Source organism: Rhodanobacter spathiphylli B39, assembly GCF_000264295.1.
GTDB lineage: Bacteria > Pseudomonadota > Gammaproteobacteria > Xanthomonadales > Rhodanobacteraceae > Rhodanobacter > Rhodanobacter spathiphylli.
Map to the genome: position 1 here is coordinate 65,266 of NZ_AJXT01000033.1, position 16,163 is coordinate 81,428.

The window sequence follows — 16,163 nt, forward strand, 5'->3', positions numbered from 1 at the left end:
TTTCGCGTGTAATTGTCCATGTTCCCCTCCATTGAAGACCCCCCGTGGCCTGACTCGCGGCGACATCGGTTCGGCTTTGCAGCGCGTTCGACGAAGCGGCGGGTCGGTGGTCATGCTAGGGGTGGAACAAAGAGGGGTTCTAGATCATGTTGGCGGCAGGCACGATGGAAGTCGGCACAGTCCGCTGCGCGACCCGTCGATGGCGTTCGCGCATGTGTGCAAACGTGACGCGGCGCACGTCCGTTCGCACTTCCTGGAACGAGCAGGGTCAGAACTACTTGCGCGGGCCGAAGCGACGCCGCCAGTCGCCGCTGCAGATCGCCCAGGCGACATAGATGCCCACGGCCACGCCGAGCACTTCAAACAGGGTGCGCAGGCCGATGCTGTCCGGATCGTGCACTTCGGCCAGCTTCACCTTGAGCAGTTGCAGCGACTGCATCCGACCGTAATTGAAATAGAACAGGTTCCACAGGTCGCCGCTGACGGTCAGTGCGCTGGCCAGCAGGAACGACCAGCCGATCTGCGGACCGTAACTCCAGCCATTGCGCCGACCCAGCCAGTGGAACAACAGGAACAGGACGAAGCCCGCCACGGCGGAAATCAGGCCGGCCTCCAGGCCACCGATGATTCCGTATCCCATCCACGACTGGTCGTACTGCACTGCGCGTCCCCGGTTCGTATGCCTGCGGCCATTATGGGTCATCCGGTCGCGCAGCCGGTTCCGGTTAGACTTTCGCCGACCGCTCCACAAGAAACCGTCGATGACATCGAACCGCTCTGCCCATGCCGCGCTGATCCTGGTCGACGTGCAACCGGACTTCATGCCCGGTGGCGCGCTGGCCTGCCACGAGGGCGATGCCATCGTGCCCGGCATCGACGCCTTGCTGCGCGCGCGTCGCTTCCGCCACGTGGTCGCCACGCAGGACTGGCATCCGCCAGGCCACGTGTCGTTCGCCAGCCGTCATCCGGGACGCGCCGCGTTCGAGCGGATCGACCTGTACGGCCAGCCGCAGACGCTGTGGCCCGATCACTGCGTGCAGGGCACGGCCGGGGCCGAGCTGCATCCGGGCATCGACTGGTCGGCGCTGGACGCGGTAATCCGCAAGGGCAGCGATCCCGCCGTGGATTCCTACAGCGGCTTTCGCGAGAACCACGGCCCGGATGGAAGCCGCCCCAGCACCGGCCTGGCCGGCTGGCTGCGCGAACGCGGCGTGGACGAGGTCGTGGTGTGCGGACTGGCCCGCGACGTCTGCGTGTTGTGGACGGCGCAGGATGCGCGGGAACTCGGCTTTCGCGCCAGCGTGCTGTGGGACCTCAGCCGCCCGGTGACGCCGACCAGCGATGCGGCCACCCGCGCCGCGCTGCTGGAGCAGGGCATCGGCATCGTGTAGCAGCGCGGGCTCGCTCAGGCGTCGTTCTCGCCGGATGCGCGCACCGCGACCGCGCCGTCCTCGTCGACCTCCACGCTCAGCGTGATCGGGCGACAGCACACCTGGCAATCCTCGATGTATTGCTGGCTGGAAATCGATGCGTCGAGCAGGATCTCGATGGACTCGCCGCAGTACGGACAATCAATGGCGTGTGGCGTGAGCATGGCGCATCTCCACGGGTAGCCAGGCCAGTACAGCACGAAGCCGGGTGACGCGGTCGTCAACCGTGGCGCGGCGACCAGGCCTGCGGCAGGCCGATCCAGAACAAGCCGTCGCGGGCACAGCGCGGCGCCAGCTTCAGCAGTTCGTTGTCCTTGCTGACCAGCCAGCGCGCACCGGCGGCCTGCGCCAGCTCCAGGAACATCTGGTCATCCGGGTCCGCGCAGCGCGGCAGCGATACCTCGGGCGACGCGGTGGCCTGTTCGTCCGGCAGGCAGTGCACCAGGGCATCGAACGCGGCCTCGATGCCGGGCCGGGCTTCGGCGCCGATCGGCACCTGCGGATAGTGCAGCACGCGCAGCCATTCGGCGCGGCAGTCGCTGCGCGTCACCGCCTGGATGCGGCCCTCGCGCATCGCCACGTGCAGCGCGGCGGACTGCGCATCGTGGAACAGGAAGATGTCCAGGCACACGTTGGTGTCCAGCACGACGCGTGGTGGCGGAGAGGCGGCAATCATCGCGTCATGATGCGGCAATCAGGCCTTGCGATGCACGGCACGCCCGGGGCTAAACGAACAAGGCCGCGATGGCGATGGCCGCCGCGGCCGCGTTCCTCGCGCAGTTTCAGTCGCCGCCGCTCCTGTGCAACCTGACGCGCGTGCTGACGTAGACATCGCCGGGGTCGGCCGGCACCTGGGCGAAATGCTTGCGGCCGAAGTACAGGCGGGTGCCGTCGGCGGACAGCGTGGCGCGGGTTTCCGCGCCGTCCGGCGTGTTGACGGCGGTGTTCTCGATCGGACCGCGCACCGTCCACGGCGAGCGGGTATTCCGGCGCGTGGCGTACCAGACGTCCTGGTTGCGCGGATCGGCGCTGGCGCGGTTGCTGCTGAACACGATCTCCAGCCCGTCGCGGCGCACGTTCGGCATCAGGTCGGCGGCGTCGGTACTCAGCTCGGCCACGCGCACGCCGGGCCCGAAGCTGCCGTCGGCACGCAGGCGGCTGACGTAGATGTCATGGCTCTTGCTGTCCGGATAGCCGTCGCTGGAGAAGTACAGGAAGGTACCTTCGGCGGTTTCCACGATCGATGGACTGTATTCCGAACCCCTGGTGTTCGGGCCGCCCTCCGCATAGCTGCCCAGGTCCACCGGTGTCGCCCAACCCGGCTGGCGATGCGCCGGGCCCCGGCCATGGAAGTCCGCATGGCCGCGCATGCCCCACGGCGGGCCCCAGCCGTGCGCCGGGGTTTCCCGGGTCAGGAAGATGTCGCCGGCCGGCGGGCTGCCCGCTGGCGGGGGCGGCATTGCCTTGCACCCGGTGCAATCCTCGGCGTTCTGCCGCGAGCTGACGAACAGCAGCCACCCGCCGGGCAGCGGCGTGGGGCAATAGTCGGCGGCGGTGGGGGAGTTTGCCGGCTCACCGAGATTGGTGACGTCGTCCCAGCTGCGCATCGCTGCATTCCAGGTTGCACGCCAGTTGTCCAGGCCGCCATTGCGGGTGGACATGAAGTACAGGTTCCGCCCGTTCGGCGATTCGATCGGGCAGCCTTCGGCGGCCGCCGTGTTGATCCCGGGTGCGGGCACCGCGTTGCTCCACGCGCCGTAATCGCCAGCGTAGACATGGGCCGACAGGACGACGGCGATGGCCAGTGCGCATTGTTGGTACTTGCGGTTCATGCGTATCTCCTTGCATGTGGTGTGGACAACAGCGGAACGAACCCTCAGCGAACGGGCTGCACCATGGCGACGAGGCGTGTTTCGCCTTGCGCAATCGGCCGCATCACGACCTGCACGTGATCGACGCCGCGCCCCTGGCAGGCGCGACCGATCCCGGCCATCAGTCGCTCGCGCGCGGCGTAGACTTGGCCGAAGTTGTGCAGGTCGGTCCATGCCTCGATCTGGCGCTGGGTGGGCAGGCGGGGTGACGCGCAATCGGCGACATACCCGGTGACCCGGACCGACGGCAGCGTCGCCGCGCCCTCCTGGGCAAAGGCCGGTGCGATACATGCCGTGAGCAGGACGGCAGCGAAACGAAGGCGACGGTTCATGGCGATCTCCTCGGGCGACATGCCGGCGGGTGCCGGTGTGGCCAGCTTCGGGAATGCAGCGCCACGGGTCTTGAGGCCACCGCTGGGGAAGCACTGGACATTGCTTGGATTCCTTGGGAAAACATTGGGTGCCGCCCCGCAGCGCAGGTTTCCGTCCACCCAGGTGCACCGCCACAGGACGCCATGGACCCGTCAACGCCCGCCCCGCTCGCCTTCGACGAATCCGCGATCGACTTCGCGGGCCGGCGGTTGCTGCGCGACGGCATCGAGCAACCGCTGGAACCCAAGGCCTTCGCCGTGCTGGCGCTGCTCGCCGGCACCCCCGGCCGGGTCTTCACCCGCGACGAGATCCTCGACGCCGTCTGGGGCCACCGCCACGTCACCCCGGGGGTGCTGAATCGGCTGATGACCCTGTTGCGGCACGCGCTCGGCGAGGACGCGAAAGCGGCGCGCTACCTGCACACCGTGCATGGCGTGGGTTACCGCTTCGACCTTCCCGAAGCCGCGCCCGACGACCCGCGGCAGGCCCTGCAGGCATCCGTGCCGGCAGCGCCGGTGGTGCCGGTGCCGTCCCCTGGCCCACCGCCCCGCTCCGGCGGGCGGCGCGCCAGCGACCGGGGCGCCATGCCGCGTGCGCTGCCGTGGTTGCTGCCGCTGCTGGCGTTGCTCGCCTTCGCCGGCTGGAGATGGTGGTCGCATGCGCCGAGCGCCCCGGGGCCGGTTCCGGAGCGCAGCATCGCGGTGCTGCCGCTGGTCAACGCCGGCAACGACGCGCAACAGGTGTACTTCTCCGACGGCCTGTCGGAAAGCCTGATCGACGCGTTGTCCCGATTCCAGGGACTGAAGGTGATCGGTCGCACCTCGGCCTTCCGCTTCCGCGACAGCAAGGACGACAGCGCGACGATCGGCCGCGAGCTGGGCGTGGCCTACCTGCTCGCCGGCAGCGTGCAGCGCGCCGGTGACGTCGTGCGCATCAACGCGTCACTGACCCGCGCCGCCGACGGCAGCACGCTGTGGACCGAGCACTACGACCGCCCGTACAGGAACCTGTTCGCCCTGCAGGACGAGATCGCCCAGGCGGTGGCCGGTGCGCTGCAACTGAAGCTGCTGTCGCCCGGAGCGGCAGCAAGGCCGAACGATCGCCCGCCCGGCGGCAACATCGACACCTACAACGTCTATCTGCAGGGCCTGCAGCATTGGCACAACCAGGATTTCCCCAAGGCCGCGGAGTACATGGCCCGGGCCGTGCAACTGGACCCGCAATACGCGATGGCATGGGCGTACCTGTCCGGATCGTGGAGTACCGTGGCCGCGTTCCGGGACGAGCCTCCCGCGGTGGCCCGCGAACAGCTGCGCCAATCGCGCCTGGCGGCGGACAAGGCGCTGCAACTGGCGCCCGGCCTGGGCCAGGCCCACGCGGCTCGCGCCTACCTGCAGTTCTACAGTTTCGATGCCCGCAGCGCCCTGGCCGAATGCCGCCGTGCCGTGCAGCTGGCGCCGGAAGACGGCACGGTGCTCAATGGCTGCGCCTTCGTGCTGGCCGGCCTGGGGAAACTGGGGGAGGCGATCGGGCTGCGCGAGCAGCTCCTCTCGATCGAGCCGCTGTACAACGTCAACGATTTCGAATACGCGAAGCTGCTGACGGCAACTGGCCGGCTGGACGAGGCGGCCAAGTACCTGCGCATCGCCGAGGGCCTGTCGCCACCGGAATCATCCCGGCCATACCGGGCCATGTATGCCGCCATCGCGCGCGGCGACGTGGATGCCGCGCAGGAGGCCGCCCGCAAGCAGCCCTCGCCGTGGCGCGAGATGAATCTGGCGATCGCCACGCAGATTTCCCCGGACCGCGCGGCGGCGGATGCGGCGCTGGCGAAGGTGCTCGCCGACAGGGTCTGGGCGAAAACCAGCCCCTATCTGGTCGCGCAAGCCTATGCGCTGCGCGGCGACGCGGACCGGACCATGGAATGGCTGGAGCGCGCGCCGGCCCACGACATCCTGTTCATGCTGAGCGATCCGCTCATCCTGCGTTTCCGCGACGATTCGCGCCTGATCGCGTTCTGCCGGAAGACCGGCCTGCCGCCGCCGGGCGAAAGCGAGGCGCTGGGCATCGACCAGATCCGCGCCGCGAACAGCGCGCGGAACCCCTGAGGCGCGTCCGCCTTCGAGGACGGCCCCTGCCTCGACGCGCCGGCATCGGCGGCGAAACCGGCCATCCCTATACAATGCGTGCTTTCCGAGCGGAACCGACAACCATGGCCGAGCGCGAGTTCGACAACTACCTTGCCCGCTCCGGAGCCACCCTGGAAGGTTCGCGCTATGCCGCGTGGCTGGCGATCACCCCGCGCCGTCACGGCTTTCCGGTGTACTACGCGATCTGCGAGAACCGCAGCTTCCGCGACAGGGACATCGCCGAAGCGGCCGCCGCCAAGGCGCTGGCCGACATGACCGGGCTGGAGCCGGACGGCACGCCGATCTTTCCCGACGACTACACCGGTTTCGACGATTAGGGGCCAAGGCCGCTTGCGGCGATGGTGGCCGTCAGTGCCCGCCCTGGGCCGCCGCAGCCAGGGTGCGCAGGCGCTCCACCGCGGCGGGGATCGCCGCGGGCGCATCCACCGTTAGCACGCGCGGCTCGTCGTCGCCCAGGCCGTTCTCCAGTTCGTGCGCCCAGGTCACGTGGTACGGCAGGTGCACGCCCCAGCCACCCAGGCGCACCACCGGTTCGATGTCCGAACGCAACGAGTTGCCGACCATCGCGAACTGTGCCGGCTGCAGGGCGAATTCGCCCAGCACGCGGCGATAGGTGGCGGCGTTCTTCTCCGACACGATCTCGATGCGGCGGAACAGGTCGGCCAGGCCGGATTGCGCCACCTTCTTTTCCTGGTGAAACAGGTCGCCCTTGGTGATCAGCACCACGTCGTGGTGCGCGGCCACCGCCTCGACCGCCTCGCGGATGCCCGGCAACAGTTCCACCGGATGCTGCAGCACGCTCTTGCCCAGCTCGACGATGCGGTGGATGTCGGCGGCGCTGATGCGGCTGTCGCTGAGCGCGATCGCGGTTTCCACCATCGACAGCGCCATGCCTTTCGCACCGTAGCCGAACAGCTGCAGGTTGCGCTGTTCGGTAGCCAGCATGGTGTCGTGCACGCGCCGGTCGCCCAGGTCCACGTAGCGGCCCACGATCGCGGCGAACGCGTCGTTCGCCTCGCGGTAGTAGCCCTCGCTGTGCCACAGCGTGTCGTCGCCGTCGAAGCCGATCAGTTGCAGCATGCCTGTTCCGTTCCCTTCTGCGCCGCTCAGCCGAAGTCGCTGCCCGGGCGCAGGTTGATGTGCAGCGCCTTGGCCAGTTCGCGCATCGGCTCGTTGTCGCGGCTCAGCGTGATCCATCCGGCATACGAGTCGTCGTCGGTTTCCCAGGTCCACAAGGTGTAGCCGGCTTCGGCCAGGCGGTCGTAGGCGATGCCGAGCAGGCTGCCGGCATCGGCATCGTCGAAATAGTCGTCGTCGTCCGGGTCGCCGTTCCAGTCGATCGACAGGTTCCAGCGCGCGCTGAGTTCGTCCAGCGCCTGCACCAGCGAGCGCAGGTCGTCTTCGGCGATCAGGAAACCCGCGCGCCAGTCGATCACCCTGGCCACCAGCTCGACCGGCTCGGACTCGTCGCCATCGGCGACCGCCTCGCGATAGGCGCTGAACTGCTGCAGCGCGGAGTCTTCGTCGCCCGGGTTGATCAGCAACAAGAGCTGCCAAACCAGCGCCTCGACCGAATCGTCTTCGTCGTCGAAGTCGCGGTCGTCCTCGAAATCGTCGTCGTCGCGCATGCTCAGGCGCCCACGCGCCGGCGCACCGCGTCCATGTCGCGGATCGGGCGGATCTCGATCGCGCCGGTGCGCGACCACGGGAAGTTCGAGGCGATGCGCACCGCCTCGTCCATGTCGGCCGCCTCGATCAGGTTGAAGCCGCCCAGGTATTCCTTGGTCTCGGCGTACGGCCCGTCGACCACGCTGGTGCGGCCGTCGCGCACGCGCACGGTGCGCGCGGTCGCCGGTGCTTCGAGTTGCTGCGAATCGTGCAATTGTCCGTTGGCGCGCAAGGCGTCGGCCTTGACGAAGCAGCCGTGCATCAGGGTATCGAACTCGCCTTCGGGCAGCGCGTCCAGCAAGGCGTCGTCGCAGTAGATCATCACGAGGTATTTCATGGCGTCCTCGGCGGGGGAGGTTCACGGGACCATGGAGAGGCGGGGCGAAGGTGGATAATGCCGCAATGAGCACCGTCCACGATACCTCCAGCGCCCTGTCCTGCCTGCCCATCGCGTTCGTGCGCTCGCCGTATGCGCGACGCATCGACGCGCCGCACCAGTCCACCGTGGTGGCCGGCACCGAGACGCAGTCGGCCGCCGAGGCCACGATCGAATTCGTGGCGGACTTCCCCGTGGCGGCCTACCGGGACCTGGCCGGCTTCGAGCGGATCTGGCTGGTGTTCGCCTTCCATCGCAGCGAAGGCTGGAAGGCCGAGGTGCGTCCGCCGCGCGGCGGCGGCAAGCGCAGTGTGCTGGCCACGCGTTCGCCGCACCGGCCGAATGCGCTCGGCCTGTCGGCGGTGGAACTGGTCGCGGTGGGCGATGGCGCGCTGCAGGTGCGCGGCGTCGACCTGCTCGACGGCACGCCGATCCTCGACATCAAGCCCTACGTGCCCTATGCCGACGCGTTCCCCGCCGCGCGCGCCGGCTGGATCGACGCGATCGACGCCAGCCAGGGCCGGCACTCCGCCCCGGGCCCGCGCAAGCCGCGCGCGAAGACGGCGCGCGGCGACAAGGACGCTCTCAGTGGATCATGAGCAGTTGCCGCAGCAGGTGCTGCCGCCGCTGACGTGGATCTGCCGCGGCTCGGACACGCGGCTGGCCTGGTAGCCCGCTGCCTGCAGCGCGCTGATGACCTGGCCGGACGTCAGCTGCGCCGACACATCGATCTGTCCCGCGGCGACATCGCCGGTGACTTTCGCGTTGGCGTCAAGGGCCCGCAGGATGGCGGCAATGGCGCCGGTGTCACCGGCAAGATCCTTCACTTCGAACAGCATCGGCACAGTCTCCAGGACGGGGCGGGACATCCGCCATCAGCCATGATGCCGACCCTTCGGGCCGGCCGCCCTGATCCCGGTCAGGCCGATCCGAAACCGTGAGACTGTTCCTGACTACCTTGCGCGGGCTGTCGCGAGTCCTTCGTCGCCGGCGCCCGACGCACCTGGCAGTGGTCGGTTCAAACCTTTGCCGCGCCCGGCTCCCCCTGGCGCGGCTTTTTTTTCAAGGCTGCGCCGGCGGGGCTGCGGCGCCCACCGTCGACAGCCACGGCGATGCACGCGGGCGATCCAGCGCGGCGAGCAGTGGCGGGTCACGTTGATAGATGTCGGGCCGGAAGCTGATCCGCCCTGCTTCGCGCAGGTCCACCGTCCAGTAGGCGAGCAGCAGGGGCACCGGTTCGCGCAGCATCACCGTCTGCGTCTTCAGCGTGTCGATCGCGCGATCAATGCCCTGCGCGTTCCAGTGCTGCGGATCGTCCAGCAGCAACCCGGCCAGTTCGCGCGGACGCTCGACCCGGATGCAGCCTGAGCTGAACGGACGTTGTTCACGGGCGAACAACTCCTGATGCGGCGTGTCGTGCAGGTAGACCGCGTAGTCGTTCGGGAAGCGGATCACCAGCCGACCCAGCGAATTGCCCGGACCGGCATCCTGGCGCAACACGATGCCGTGCGGGTTGCTCCAGTTCACGCTGGCTGCCGATACCACGCGGCCCTGGCCATCCAGCACGCGCAGGCGGTTGGCGGCAAGGTAGCCGGGGTTGTTGCGGATCTTCGGCAGGATGTCGCTCTTCAGGATGGTCGGCGGCACCGTCCAGGTCGGGTTGAGCGTGAGGTAGGTGATCTCCGACTTGAATACCGGGGTACTGCGATACGGCTTGCCCACTTGCACGCGCGAGCGCCAGACCGGCTTGCCGTCGCGGTAATAGACGACCTGGTAGCCGGCAATGTCGACCACCACGAATTTGCCCTGCAACTGGTGCAGCAGCCAGCGCGCACGCTCCAGGTTCGCGCGCAGCTGCTCGATGCGCGCGGCGACCGGCACGTTCAGTGCGGCCAGCGTCGCCTTGCCGAGATGACCGTCCGCCACCAGGTACTGCTCGCGCTGAAACTGCTTCAACGCAGCCTCCAGCGCCGGATCGTACAGATCGCCCACGCCATCGCCCACGGGGTAGCCGCCCTGCTGCAGACGCCGACGCAACACCGCCACCCGGGGATCGCGGCTGCCCGGCTTGAGCGTGGGGCCATCGGCGAGTGGCGCCCATCCGCCCTGCGCAGCGAGCGTGCGCAACCCCGCCAGCGCCGTGCGCAGCTGGCCGTACTGGGCGGGCCGGGGCCGCGCCCGCTCGAACAGGCTGCCGACCGTGCCGCGCGCCAGCGCGTCGCGTACCGCTTGCAGGCCGCGCGACTGGTCGAACTGGTGCGGATCGAAGTTCCAGTGGGTGTCCAGCGTGGCCGGATCGACCTTGCCGCGATACAGATGCAGCAGGGCCGTCAGGCAGGCATCGGTGGCGAGCAGGTCGAACTGCGCCCGTTGCCGTGGCGTGGCCAGCGGATCAAGCAGCACGCCACGCCGACGCTGCAATTCGTCCAGCGCATAGTCCTGCGGATCGAGGCCGTCTGCGGCCATCTCGCCCAGCGCGGTGAGCAGCTGGTCCACGTTGCCCGGACCGGTCCACGCCGGCGCGAACCGGTTCTGTTCGTAGAACGCCACCACGACATGGCCGGGCGAGGTCGCGGCATCGACTTCAGCGTGCGCGACGCGCCACTGTTCGACCTGTTCGCGAATCTGTTCGGCTACCGGGCCCAGCGGCTGTTCGACCGCCACGGCCTGCACGACCTGCGGCCCGGTGGTGGAGGCCGTGCCGGGCTGCTGTGCCCGCGCGGCGGCCCCCAGCAGCAGGCCCAGCACGGCGATGCTGCAAACGGCACGGGAATATCTGTCGGGCACGATGGGATTCTGCATGGGGGCCAGACACCGTCATAGCACGGCCCCCTGCCCCTGCAAACACGGCGTGCGCCGCAGCGGACGGCTTCTTAACGGGCGACTGCTAGGATCGGCGATCCGTATCCTTCCCACGCAAGCCGTTCCGATGCGCCGACTCCCGCGCCATATCGCCACCCTGACCTTGCTCGCGGGCTGCTCCGCCATGGCGCACGCCGCGGGGTCGTCGCTGCAGGCCGCGCTCAGCCGGCTGGCTCCGAATGCGAACCCCAGGGTGATCGGACTGGCGCTGGCCGCCACCGAGTGCGCCACGGCGCAAGGCCAGCCACCCTCCGACCGGCTGGCGGTGATCGACTATTCGAAACCGTCCACCGAACCGCGGCTGTGGGTGTTCGACCTGGCCACCCGCAAGCTGCTCTACCACGAGCTGGTGGCCCATGGCCGCAACACCGGCGACAACCTGGCCTCGAAATTCTCCAATACCCCGGAGAGCCTGCAATCCAGCCTGGGACTGTTCCGCACGCTGGGCACCTACGCCGGCCGCAACGGTTACTCGTTGCGCCTCGAAGGACTGGAGCCGGGCACCAACGACCACGCGCTGGAACGCGCCCTGGTGATCCACGGCGCGTCCTACGTGAACCCTGCAATCGCCCGGCTGCAGGGCCGCATCGGCCGCAGCTACGGTTGCCCCGCCGTACGCACCGCGATCGCCCGGCCGCTGATCGACACGCTGAAGAACGGCCAGTACGTGTTTTCCTACTACCCCGATGCGCGCTGGCTGAAAACATCGCCGTACCTGAAATGCAGCCGCGACCGCGCCATGACGGCGAGTATCGGCTCGCGCTGATTCATTCACGCCGGCTGCAGCATGATGTCGCCGGGCCATCCCCGGCCCGTGCAATCGTGGAGGCGCTCCATGAAAATCCCGCTCTGGTCATCGTGGCTGCTGTTGGCGTTGGCCGCCTGCAGCCCGTCCCATGCACCGGACCCGTCAGCCAGCCATGGCGTGGCGACACAGCCTTCATCCAACGCCGCGGCGCCCGTGGCCACGACGGCGCCGGCGCTGGGCGGCTATCACTGGCAGTTGCGCGATGCCGTCGACGGCAACAACCAGCGCCTGGACGGGCTGTTCGACGGTTCCGGCAAACCCCTGCAGCTCGACTTCACCGACGATCGCATCAGCGTCAGCCATGCCTGCAACGGCATCGGCGGCAGCTACAGGATCGTTGATGGCCACCTGCTCACCGGGCCGCTGATGCAGACCATGATGGCCTGCGCCGAGCCCGCCCTGATGCAGCGCGAGAAGACCATCAAGCACGTGCTGGGGGCGAAGCCTGCGCTGATCACATCCAGCGCCGATGGCCAGACCCTGCTCAGCCTGGCCGCCGCCGACGGAACCACGCTGACCTTCGCCGGCCAGCCCACCGCCGAAAAACGCTACGGCAGCCCCGGCACGATCGGGTTCCTCGAGGTCGCGGCCGAACCGGTCGCCTGCCAGCATCCGCTGCCACCGGCGAACAACTGCCTCCTGGTTCGCCAGCTGCATTACGACGACCGGGGTTTGCGCTCGGGCGAACCCGGCCCCTGGCAACCGCTGGCGCAGCCGATCGAAGGCTACGAACACCAGCCCGGGGTGCGCAACGTGTTGCGGGTCAAACGCTACACATTGCCTGACCCGCCGGCCGGTGCAGCGTCGAGTGCCTATGTGCTGGACATGGTGGTGGAAAGCGGAACGGCGCCCCCCGACCCGGAATGATCGCCGTCACGACCGCCTGCGCTTCACCGCCGGGCGCCGAGCAGGCCCACGTGGTAGCCAGCCGCGCGCAGCCTGGCGGTCGCTTTCGCGTTCAGCACCAGCAGCACGATCAGGCTCACCAGCGGCACGAACATCAGCACCAGCAGGATCACCCGGCTCGCCATCGAGAAACCCATGCCGGTGCACAGCTTGAACGTGCCCACCAGCGCGGCGCAGACCACCAGCACCAGCAGCAACGCGGCGAACAGGCCAAGCACGCCCTGCAGGGCAACGGCGGCGAAGTAGCCGAGGATCGCGTAGATGATCAGCTTCTGCGCGCTGGCCACCTGCTCGATGCCGGCCTCCGCCACGAACGGTTCGGCCACGGCGGCCTGCGGCGCCTGATACGGATTCTGCATGGTCATTCGGTTCCCCTGTGGATGTGTCGAAGTGGTGCCCGCCCGCTTGGGTCGCAGTATGCCCGAGCGCGCGCCACCGGAAAGGAAAAGGCCGCCCGGTGCGATCCGGACGACCAATTCCTGACCAGCGGTGCGAGCGCGAATCAGTCCACCGACGCATCCAGCCCGCGACGCTTCAGCAGCGGCTCGATCCGCGGTTCGTGGCCGGCGAAATCACGGAACAGCTGCAGCGCGTCCTTGCTGCCGCCGCGCGACAACAGGGTCGAGCGGAAACGGTCGCCGTTGGCGCGGGTCAAGCCGCCGTTCGCCTTGATCCACTCCACCGTGTTCGCGTCCAGCACCTCGGACCAGATGTAGGCGTAGTAGCCCGCCGCGTAGCCGCCCATGATGTGGCTGAAGTACGGCGTGCGGTAGCGCGGCGGCACGGCCGCGTAGTCGGTGCCGTTGGCCTTCAGCGCGGCCGCCTCGAACGCCATCACGCCGCCGGCCTCGGGGACCCTGTCCGCGCCGACCTGGTGCCAGCTCTGGTCGAGCATGGCCGAACCCAGGTACTCGGTGGTGGCGAAGCCCTGGTTGAACTTCGAGGCGGCCAGCACCTTGTCCAGCAGTTCCCTGGGCATCGGTGCGCCGGTCTGGTGGTGCTTCGCGTAGTTGGCCAGCACGCCGGGCCAGTCGGACCACATCTCGTTCACCTGCGAGGGGAATTCGACGAAGTCGCGCGGCACGCTGGTGCCGCTGAAGTACGGGTACCGCACGTTCGAGAACATGCCGTGCAGCGCATGGCCGAACTCGTGGAACATCGTGGTCACCTCGTCCCAGCTCAGCAGGGTCGGGCCGCTGGCCGGCTTGGTGATGTTGAGGTGGTTGGCCACCACCGGCAGGTTGCCGGTGAGGCCGGACTGCTGCACGTAGGAGTTCATCCACGCGCCGCCGCGCTTGGACGGGCGCGCATACATGTCGGCCAGGAAGATCGCCAGCTGCTTGCCGTCGGCGTCGAACACGTCGTAGACCAGCACGTCGGGCTGGTACACCGGCAGGTCGGTGCGCTGCCTGAAGCTGAGTCCGTAAAGCTGGCCAGCGGCGTAGAACACGCCGTTCTCCAGCACGTTCCTCATTTCCAGGTACGGCTTCAGCTGGCTCTCGTCGAAGTCGTATTTCTCGGCGCGCACCTTCTCGGTGTAGTACGCCCAGTCCCAGGCCGCGAGCTGGAAGCTCGGCTCGCCCCTGGCCTTCTGCTCCCTGTCGATCATCGCCTGCAGCGCTGCGCCCTCGCGCTTCGCATTGGCCACCGCCGGCGGCGCCAGCCTGGTCAGCATCGCGTTGACCGCCTCGGGCGTCTGCGCCGTCTCGTCGGCCAGCACGTAGGCGGCGTAGGTGGGATAGCCCAGCATCCGCGCCTTTTCCGCCCGCAGCTTCAGCACCTGCGACACGATCGCGGTGTTGTCATACGCATTGCCGCGGCTGCCACGGGCCACCGACGCCTCGAAGATGCGCTGCCGCAACGCGCGGTTCTGCAGCTGCGCCAGCGGCGGCTGGCCGGTGGTGTTGAGCAGGGCGATCACGTACTTGCCGTCCAGCCCCTTCGCCTTGGCGGCGGCCGCGGCGGCGCCGATCTGCTCGTCGGTGAGGCCGGCCAGCTCCTCCTTCGTGTCGACCGTCACCGCCGAATCGTTCACCTCGGCCAGCACGTTCTGGCTGAACTTCGTGCCCAGCCTGGCCAGCTCGCCGTTGATCTGCTTCAGTTGCGCCTTGTCGGCGTCGGACAGCCTGGCGCCCGCACGCACGAAGTCGGTGTGATAACGCTCGACCAGGCGCACGCCCTCGGCGTCCAGGCCCAGCTGGTGGCGGGTGTCGTACAGCGTCTGGATGCGCGCGAACAACGCCGGGTTCAGCGAGACCGCATCGCGATGCGCCGCCAGCTTCGGCGCGTAGTCGGCCTGGATCGCCTTGCGCGCATCATTGGTGTCGGCGCCGACCAGGCTGAAGAACACGGTCGAGGTGCGCTCCAGGATCTGCCCGGACTTTTCCAGCGCGACGATGGTGTTGTCGAACGTGGGCGCCGCGGCGTTGCCGGCGATCGCGTCGATCTCTTCCAGATGCTCGGCCATGCCGCGGTCGAACGCCGGGGCGAAGTCGGCATCCCTGATCTTGTCGAACTGCGGATAGTGCAGCGGCAGCGGGCTTTCGGCGAAGAACGGATTGCCGGCGTCAGCGGCCACCTTGTCGGCATGCGCCGGGGCGGTCGCGGTTTCGCTCTTGTCGCTGCCGTTGCCGGCGTCGCTGCAACCGGCCATGGAGCCTGACAGGGCAATGGCCAGGGCCAGCGCGATGGGATGCTTCATGGGGAGTGTCCCGTTGATGGTGGACACCCGATCCTAGTCGAAGGCCGCCGCCATCACCCATGACTAAAGTTATGGCCGCGGGGCAAGCCCCCGTGCCGGCAACGGCGTGGACCCTGATCGACGCAGTCGCCACGCCATCCGCTCAGGCCTCGGGACAAGTTGTCGCACTCCTCGCCGCACAGCCCGGCGGCGTGGCCGACTGGATCGCGGAATGCTGCGCGCCGGCCAGTGCCACCGTGCGGGGCGAGGCGGTCAGCATCGCGCCCATCACCAGGGTGCACAGGGCAAAGCAGGCGACGAACAGGCTGGCGAGGATCATCGATTCGAATTTCATGGGATGGCTCCGGTCATGAGGCGAGAGTGCCTGGTGATGTATCCAGAGCAATCGCCATGCCAAGCCGAGATATCGCGCAAGCCGTTGTTTTCATGAAGCCATCAGGATCGGCCGCCGATCAGCAGCATTGTCCGCGGACATCGTCCACCCCGATTCCGGACAGCCACGCCTCGCGAAATGACTGGCCCATCGCAGATCGCCTGCCCCCGCCCACGCTATCCTGCCGCCACACTTGGCCCCGGGAGTCGGCATGCACAGGTCATCGACAGGACCGCTCCGCGTGATGCTGGCCGCCGCGCTGTTCGGATGGATGCTGACGCCGGCACTGGCCACGGAGCACGCGGCAGGCCAGCGGCGTTGCGGCTGGTTCGAAAACCCCACCCCGGGCAACGCCACGCTGACCGACCGCGATGGCGAATGGGAAATCGCCAGCCAGGGCGGCCACCAGGCCGACGGCGACTGGCCCCGGTTCAGTGATGCGCAATGGGTCGAAACCAACGGTCACCATGGCTACGGCTGCGCGTGCATGACCGTGATCGACGATGACCAGGCGCACACCGTGTCGTCGATCAGCAAGGCCACGGCCAGGCCACTGGCCGTGTGCCGGAGCGACCGGCACCTGCACGAACCCGTACACGAGCTGGGTGACGAGAACTGAGAGGTTGTGAGTTTTTCAACCTCTCAG

At 68.4% G+C, this 16,163-nt stretch carries 20 protein-coding genes; 7 read left to right on the top strand and 13 right to left on the bottom strand.

Going from position 1 to position 16,163, the window contains the following annotated elements:
• Positions 1-274: 274 nt before the first annotated feature.
• On the bottom strand, positions 275-661 hold the full coding sequence (locus UU7_RS11175) for a hypothetical protein (protein WP_007808300.1): 387 nt from the start codon (positions 659-661) through the stop codon (positions 275-277).
• A gap of 100 nt (positions 662-761) precedes the next feature.
• On the opposite strand from UU7_RS11175, the gene pncA reads away from it, so the two are divergent.
• Complete coding sequence (gene pncA / locus UU7_RS11180) at positions 762-1,391, top strand: bifunctional nicotinamidase/pyrazinamidase (RefSeq protein ID WP_007808301.1); 630 nt, start codon at positions 762-764, stop codon at positions 1,389-1,391.
• A 14-nt stretch (positions 1,392-1,405) separates the two neighbouring features.
• On the opposite strand, the gene UU7_RS11185 is transcribed toward pncA, so the two are convergent.
• From UU7_RS11185 to UU7_RS18655, 4 genes are all read right to left on the bottom strand, one after another.
• Positions 1,406-1,594 (bottom strand): CPXCG motif-containing cysteine-rich protein, encoded by a 189-nt coding sequence (locus UU7_RS11185; RefSeq protein WP_007808302.1) that lies wholly within the window; start codon positions 1,592-1,594, stop codon positions 1,406-1,408.
• A 56-nt stretch (positions 1,595-1,650) separates the two neighbouring features.
• Complete coding sequence (locus UU7_RS11190; protein ID WP_007808305.1) at positions 1,651-2,106, bottom strand: putative toxin-antitoxin system toxin component, PIN family; 456 nt, start codon at positions 2,104-2,106, stop codon at positions 1,651-1,653.
• A 106-nt stretch (positions 2,107-2,212) separates the two neighbouring features.
• Positions 2,213-3,262: a PD40 domain-containing protein gene (locus UU7_RS11195; protein WP_007808307.1), complete on the bottom strand. Its 1,050-nt coding sequence runs from the start codon at positions 3,260-3,262 to the stop codon at positions 2,213-2,215.
• Between the two features lie 44 nt (positions 3,263-3,306).
• Positions 3,307-3,633: a hypothetical protein gene (locus tag UU7_RS18655; protein ID WP_007808309.1), complete on the bottom strand. Its 327-nt coding sequence runs from the start codon at positions 3,631-3,633 to the stop codon at positions 3,307-3,309.
• 183 nt (positions 3,634-3,816) lie between these two features.
• Here UU7_RS18655 and UU7_RS11205 point away from each other — a divergent pair, with 183 nt between their 5' ends.
• Positions 3,817-5,781, top strand: a complete 1,965-nt coding sequence (locus UU7_RS11205) for a winged helix-turn-helix domain-containing tetratricopeptide repeat protein (RefSeq protein ID WP_007808311.1) — start codon at positions 3,817-3,819, stop codon at positions 5,779-5,781.
• 104 nt (positions 5,782-5,885) lie between these two features.
• Positions 5,886-6,140, top strand: a complete 255-nt coding sequence (locus UU7_RS11210; protein ID WP_007808313.1) for a hypothetical protein — start codon at positions 5,886-5,888, stop codon at positions 6,138-6,140.
• Positions 6,141-6,171: 31 nt separating this feature from the next.
• On the opposite strand, the gene UU7_RS11215 is transcribed toward UU7_RS11210, so the two are convergent.
• From UU7_RS11215 to UU7_RS11225, 3 genes are read right to left on the bottom strand one after another with little or no spacing between them, the layout of a single operon-like run.
• On the bottom strand, positions 6,172-6,903 hold the full coding sequence (locus UU7_RS11215; RefSeq protein WP_007808315.1) for an HAD family hydrolase: 732 nt from the start codon (positions 6,901-6,903) through the stop codon (positions 6,172-6,174).
• Between the two features lie 26 nt (positions 6,904-6,929).
• On the bottom strand, positions 6,930-7,451 hold the full coding sequence (locus tag UU7_RS11220; protein ID WP_007808316.1) for a DUF6630 family protein: 522 nt from the start codon (positions 7,449-7,451) through the stop codon (positions 6,930-6,932).
• Positions 7,452-7,453: 2 nt separating this feature from the next.
• Positions 7,454-7,828 (bottom strand): YciI family protein, encoded by a 375-nt coding sequence (locus tag UU7_RS11225; protein WP_040673312.1) that lies wholly within the window; start codon positions 7,826-7,828, stop codon positions 7,454-7,456.
• A gap of 65 nt (positions 7,829-7,893) precedes the next feature.
• On the opposite strand from UU7_RS11225, the gene tsaA reads away from it, so the two are divergent.
• The gene (gene tsaA / locus UU7_RS11230) at positions 7,894-8,466 is read left to right on the top strand and encodes a tRNA (N6-threonylcarbamoyladenosine(37)-N6)-methyltransferase TrmO (RefSeq protein ID WP_007808323.1); all 573 of its coding nucleotides are present in this window, start codon (positions 7,894-7,896) and stop codon (positions 8,464-8,466) included.
• On the opposite strand, the gene UU7_RS11235 is transcribed toward tsaA, so the two are convergent.
• Entirely contained in the window at positions 8,461-8,736 is a 276-nt protein-coding gene (locus UU7_RS11235) for a hypothetical protein (RefSeq protein ID WP_238530927.1), read from the bottom strand. The two genes, tsaA and UU7_RS11235, sit on opposite strands and share 6 nt — an antisense overlap.
• Positions 8,737-8,929: 193 nt before the next feature.
• Entirely contained in the window at positions 8,930-10,669 is a 1,740-nt protein-coding gene (locus UU7_RS11240; RefSeq protein WP_007808327.1) for a L,D-transpeptidase family protein, read from the bottom strand.
• A 127-nt stretch (positions 10,670-10,796) separates the two neighbouring features.
• Here UU7_RS11240 and UU7_RS11245 point away from each other — a divergent pair, with 127 nt between their 5' ends.
• Positions 10,797-11,495, top strand: a complete 699-nt coding sequence (locus tag UU7_RS11245) for a murein L,D-transpeptidase catalytic domain family protein (protein WP_007808329.1) — start codon at positions 10,797-10,799, stop codon at positions 11,493-11,495.
• 69 nt (positions 11,496-11,564) lie between these two features.
• The gene (locus UU7_RS11250) at positions 11,565-12,404 is read left to right on the top strand and encodes an META and DUF4377 domain-containing protein (RefSeq protein WP_007808331.1); all 840 of its coding nucleotides are present in this window, start codon (positions 11,565-11,567) and stop codon (positions 12,402-12,404) included.
• Between the two features lie 23 nt (positions 12,405-12,427).
• Here the strand turns inward: UU7_RS11250 and UU7_RS11255 are convergent, their stop codons facing one another.
• The 3 genes from UU7_RS11255 to UU7_RS11265 all read right to left on the bottom strand — a co-directional run bounded on the left by UU7_RS11255 (position 12,428) and on the right by UU7_RS11265 (position 15,478).
• The gene (locus UU7_RS11255) at positions 12,428-12,802 is read right to left on the bottom strand and encodes a hypothetical protein (protein ID WP_238530928.1); all 375 of its coding nucleotides are present in this window, start codon (positions 12,800-12,802) and stop codon (positions 12,428-12,430) included.
• Between the two features lie 143 nt (positions 12,803-12,945).
• Positions 12,946-15,144, bottom strand: a complete 2,199-nt coding sequence (locus UU7_RS11260; protein ID WP_007808338.1) for a M3 family metallopeptidase — start codon at positions 15,142-15,144, stop codon at positions 12,946-12,948.
• A 142-nt stretch (positions 15,145-15,286) separates the two neighbouring features.
• Entirely contained in the window at positions 15,287-15,478 is a 192-nt protein-coding gene (locus UU7_RS11265) for a hypothetical protein (protein WP_007808339.1), read from the bottom strand.
• Positions 15,479-15,761: 283 nt separating this feature from the next.
• On the opposite strand from UU7_RS11265, the gene UU7_RS11270 reads away from it, so the two are divergent.
• A complete protein-coding gene (locus tag UU7_RS11270; protein ID WP_007808341.1) occupies positions 15,762-16,136 on the top strand; it encodes a DUF4087 domain-containing protein in 375 nt (124 codons plus the stop codon).
• Positions 16,137-16,163 lie beyond the last annotated feature (27 nt).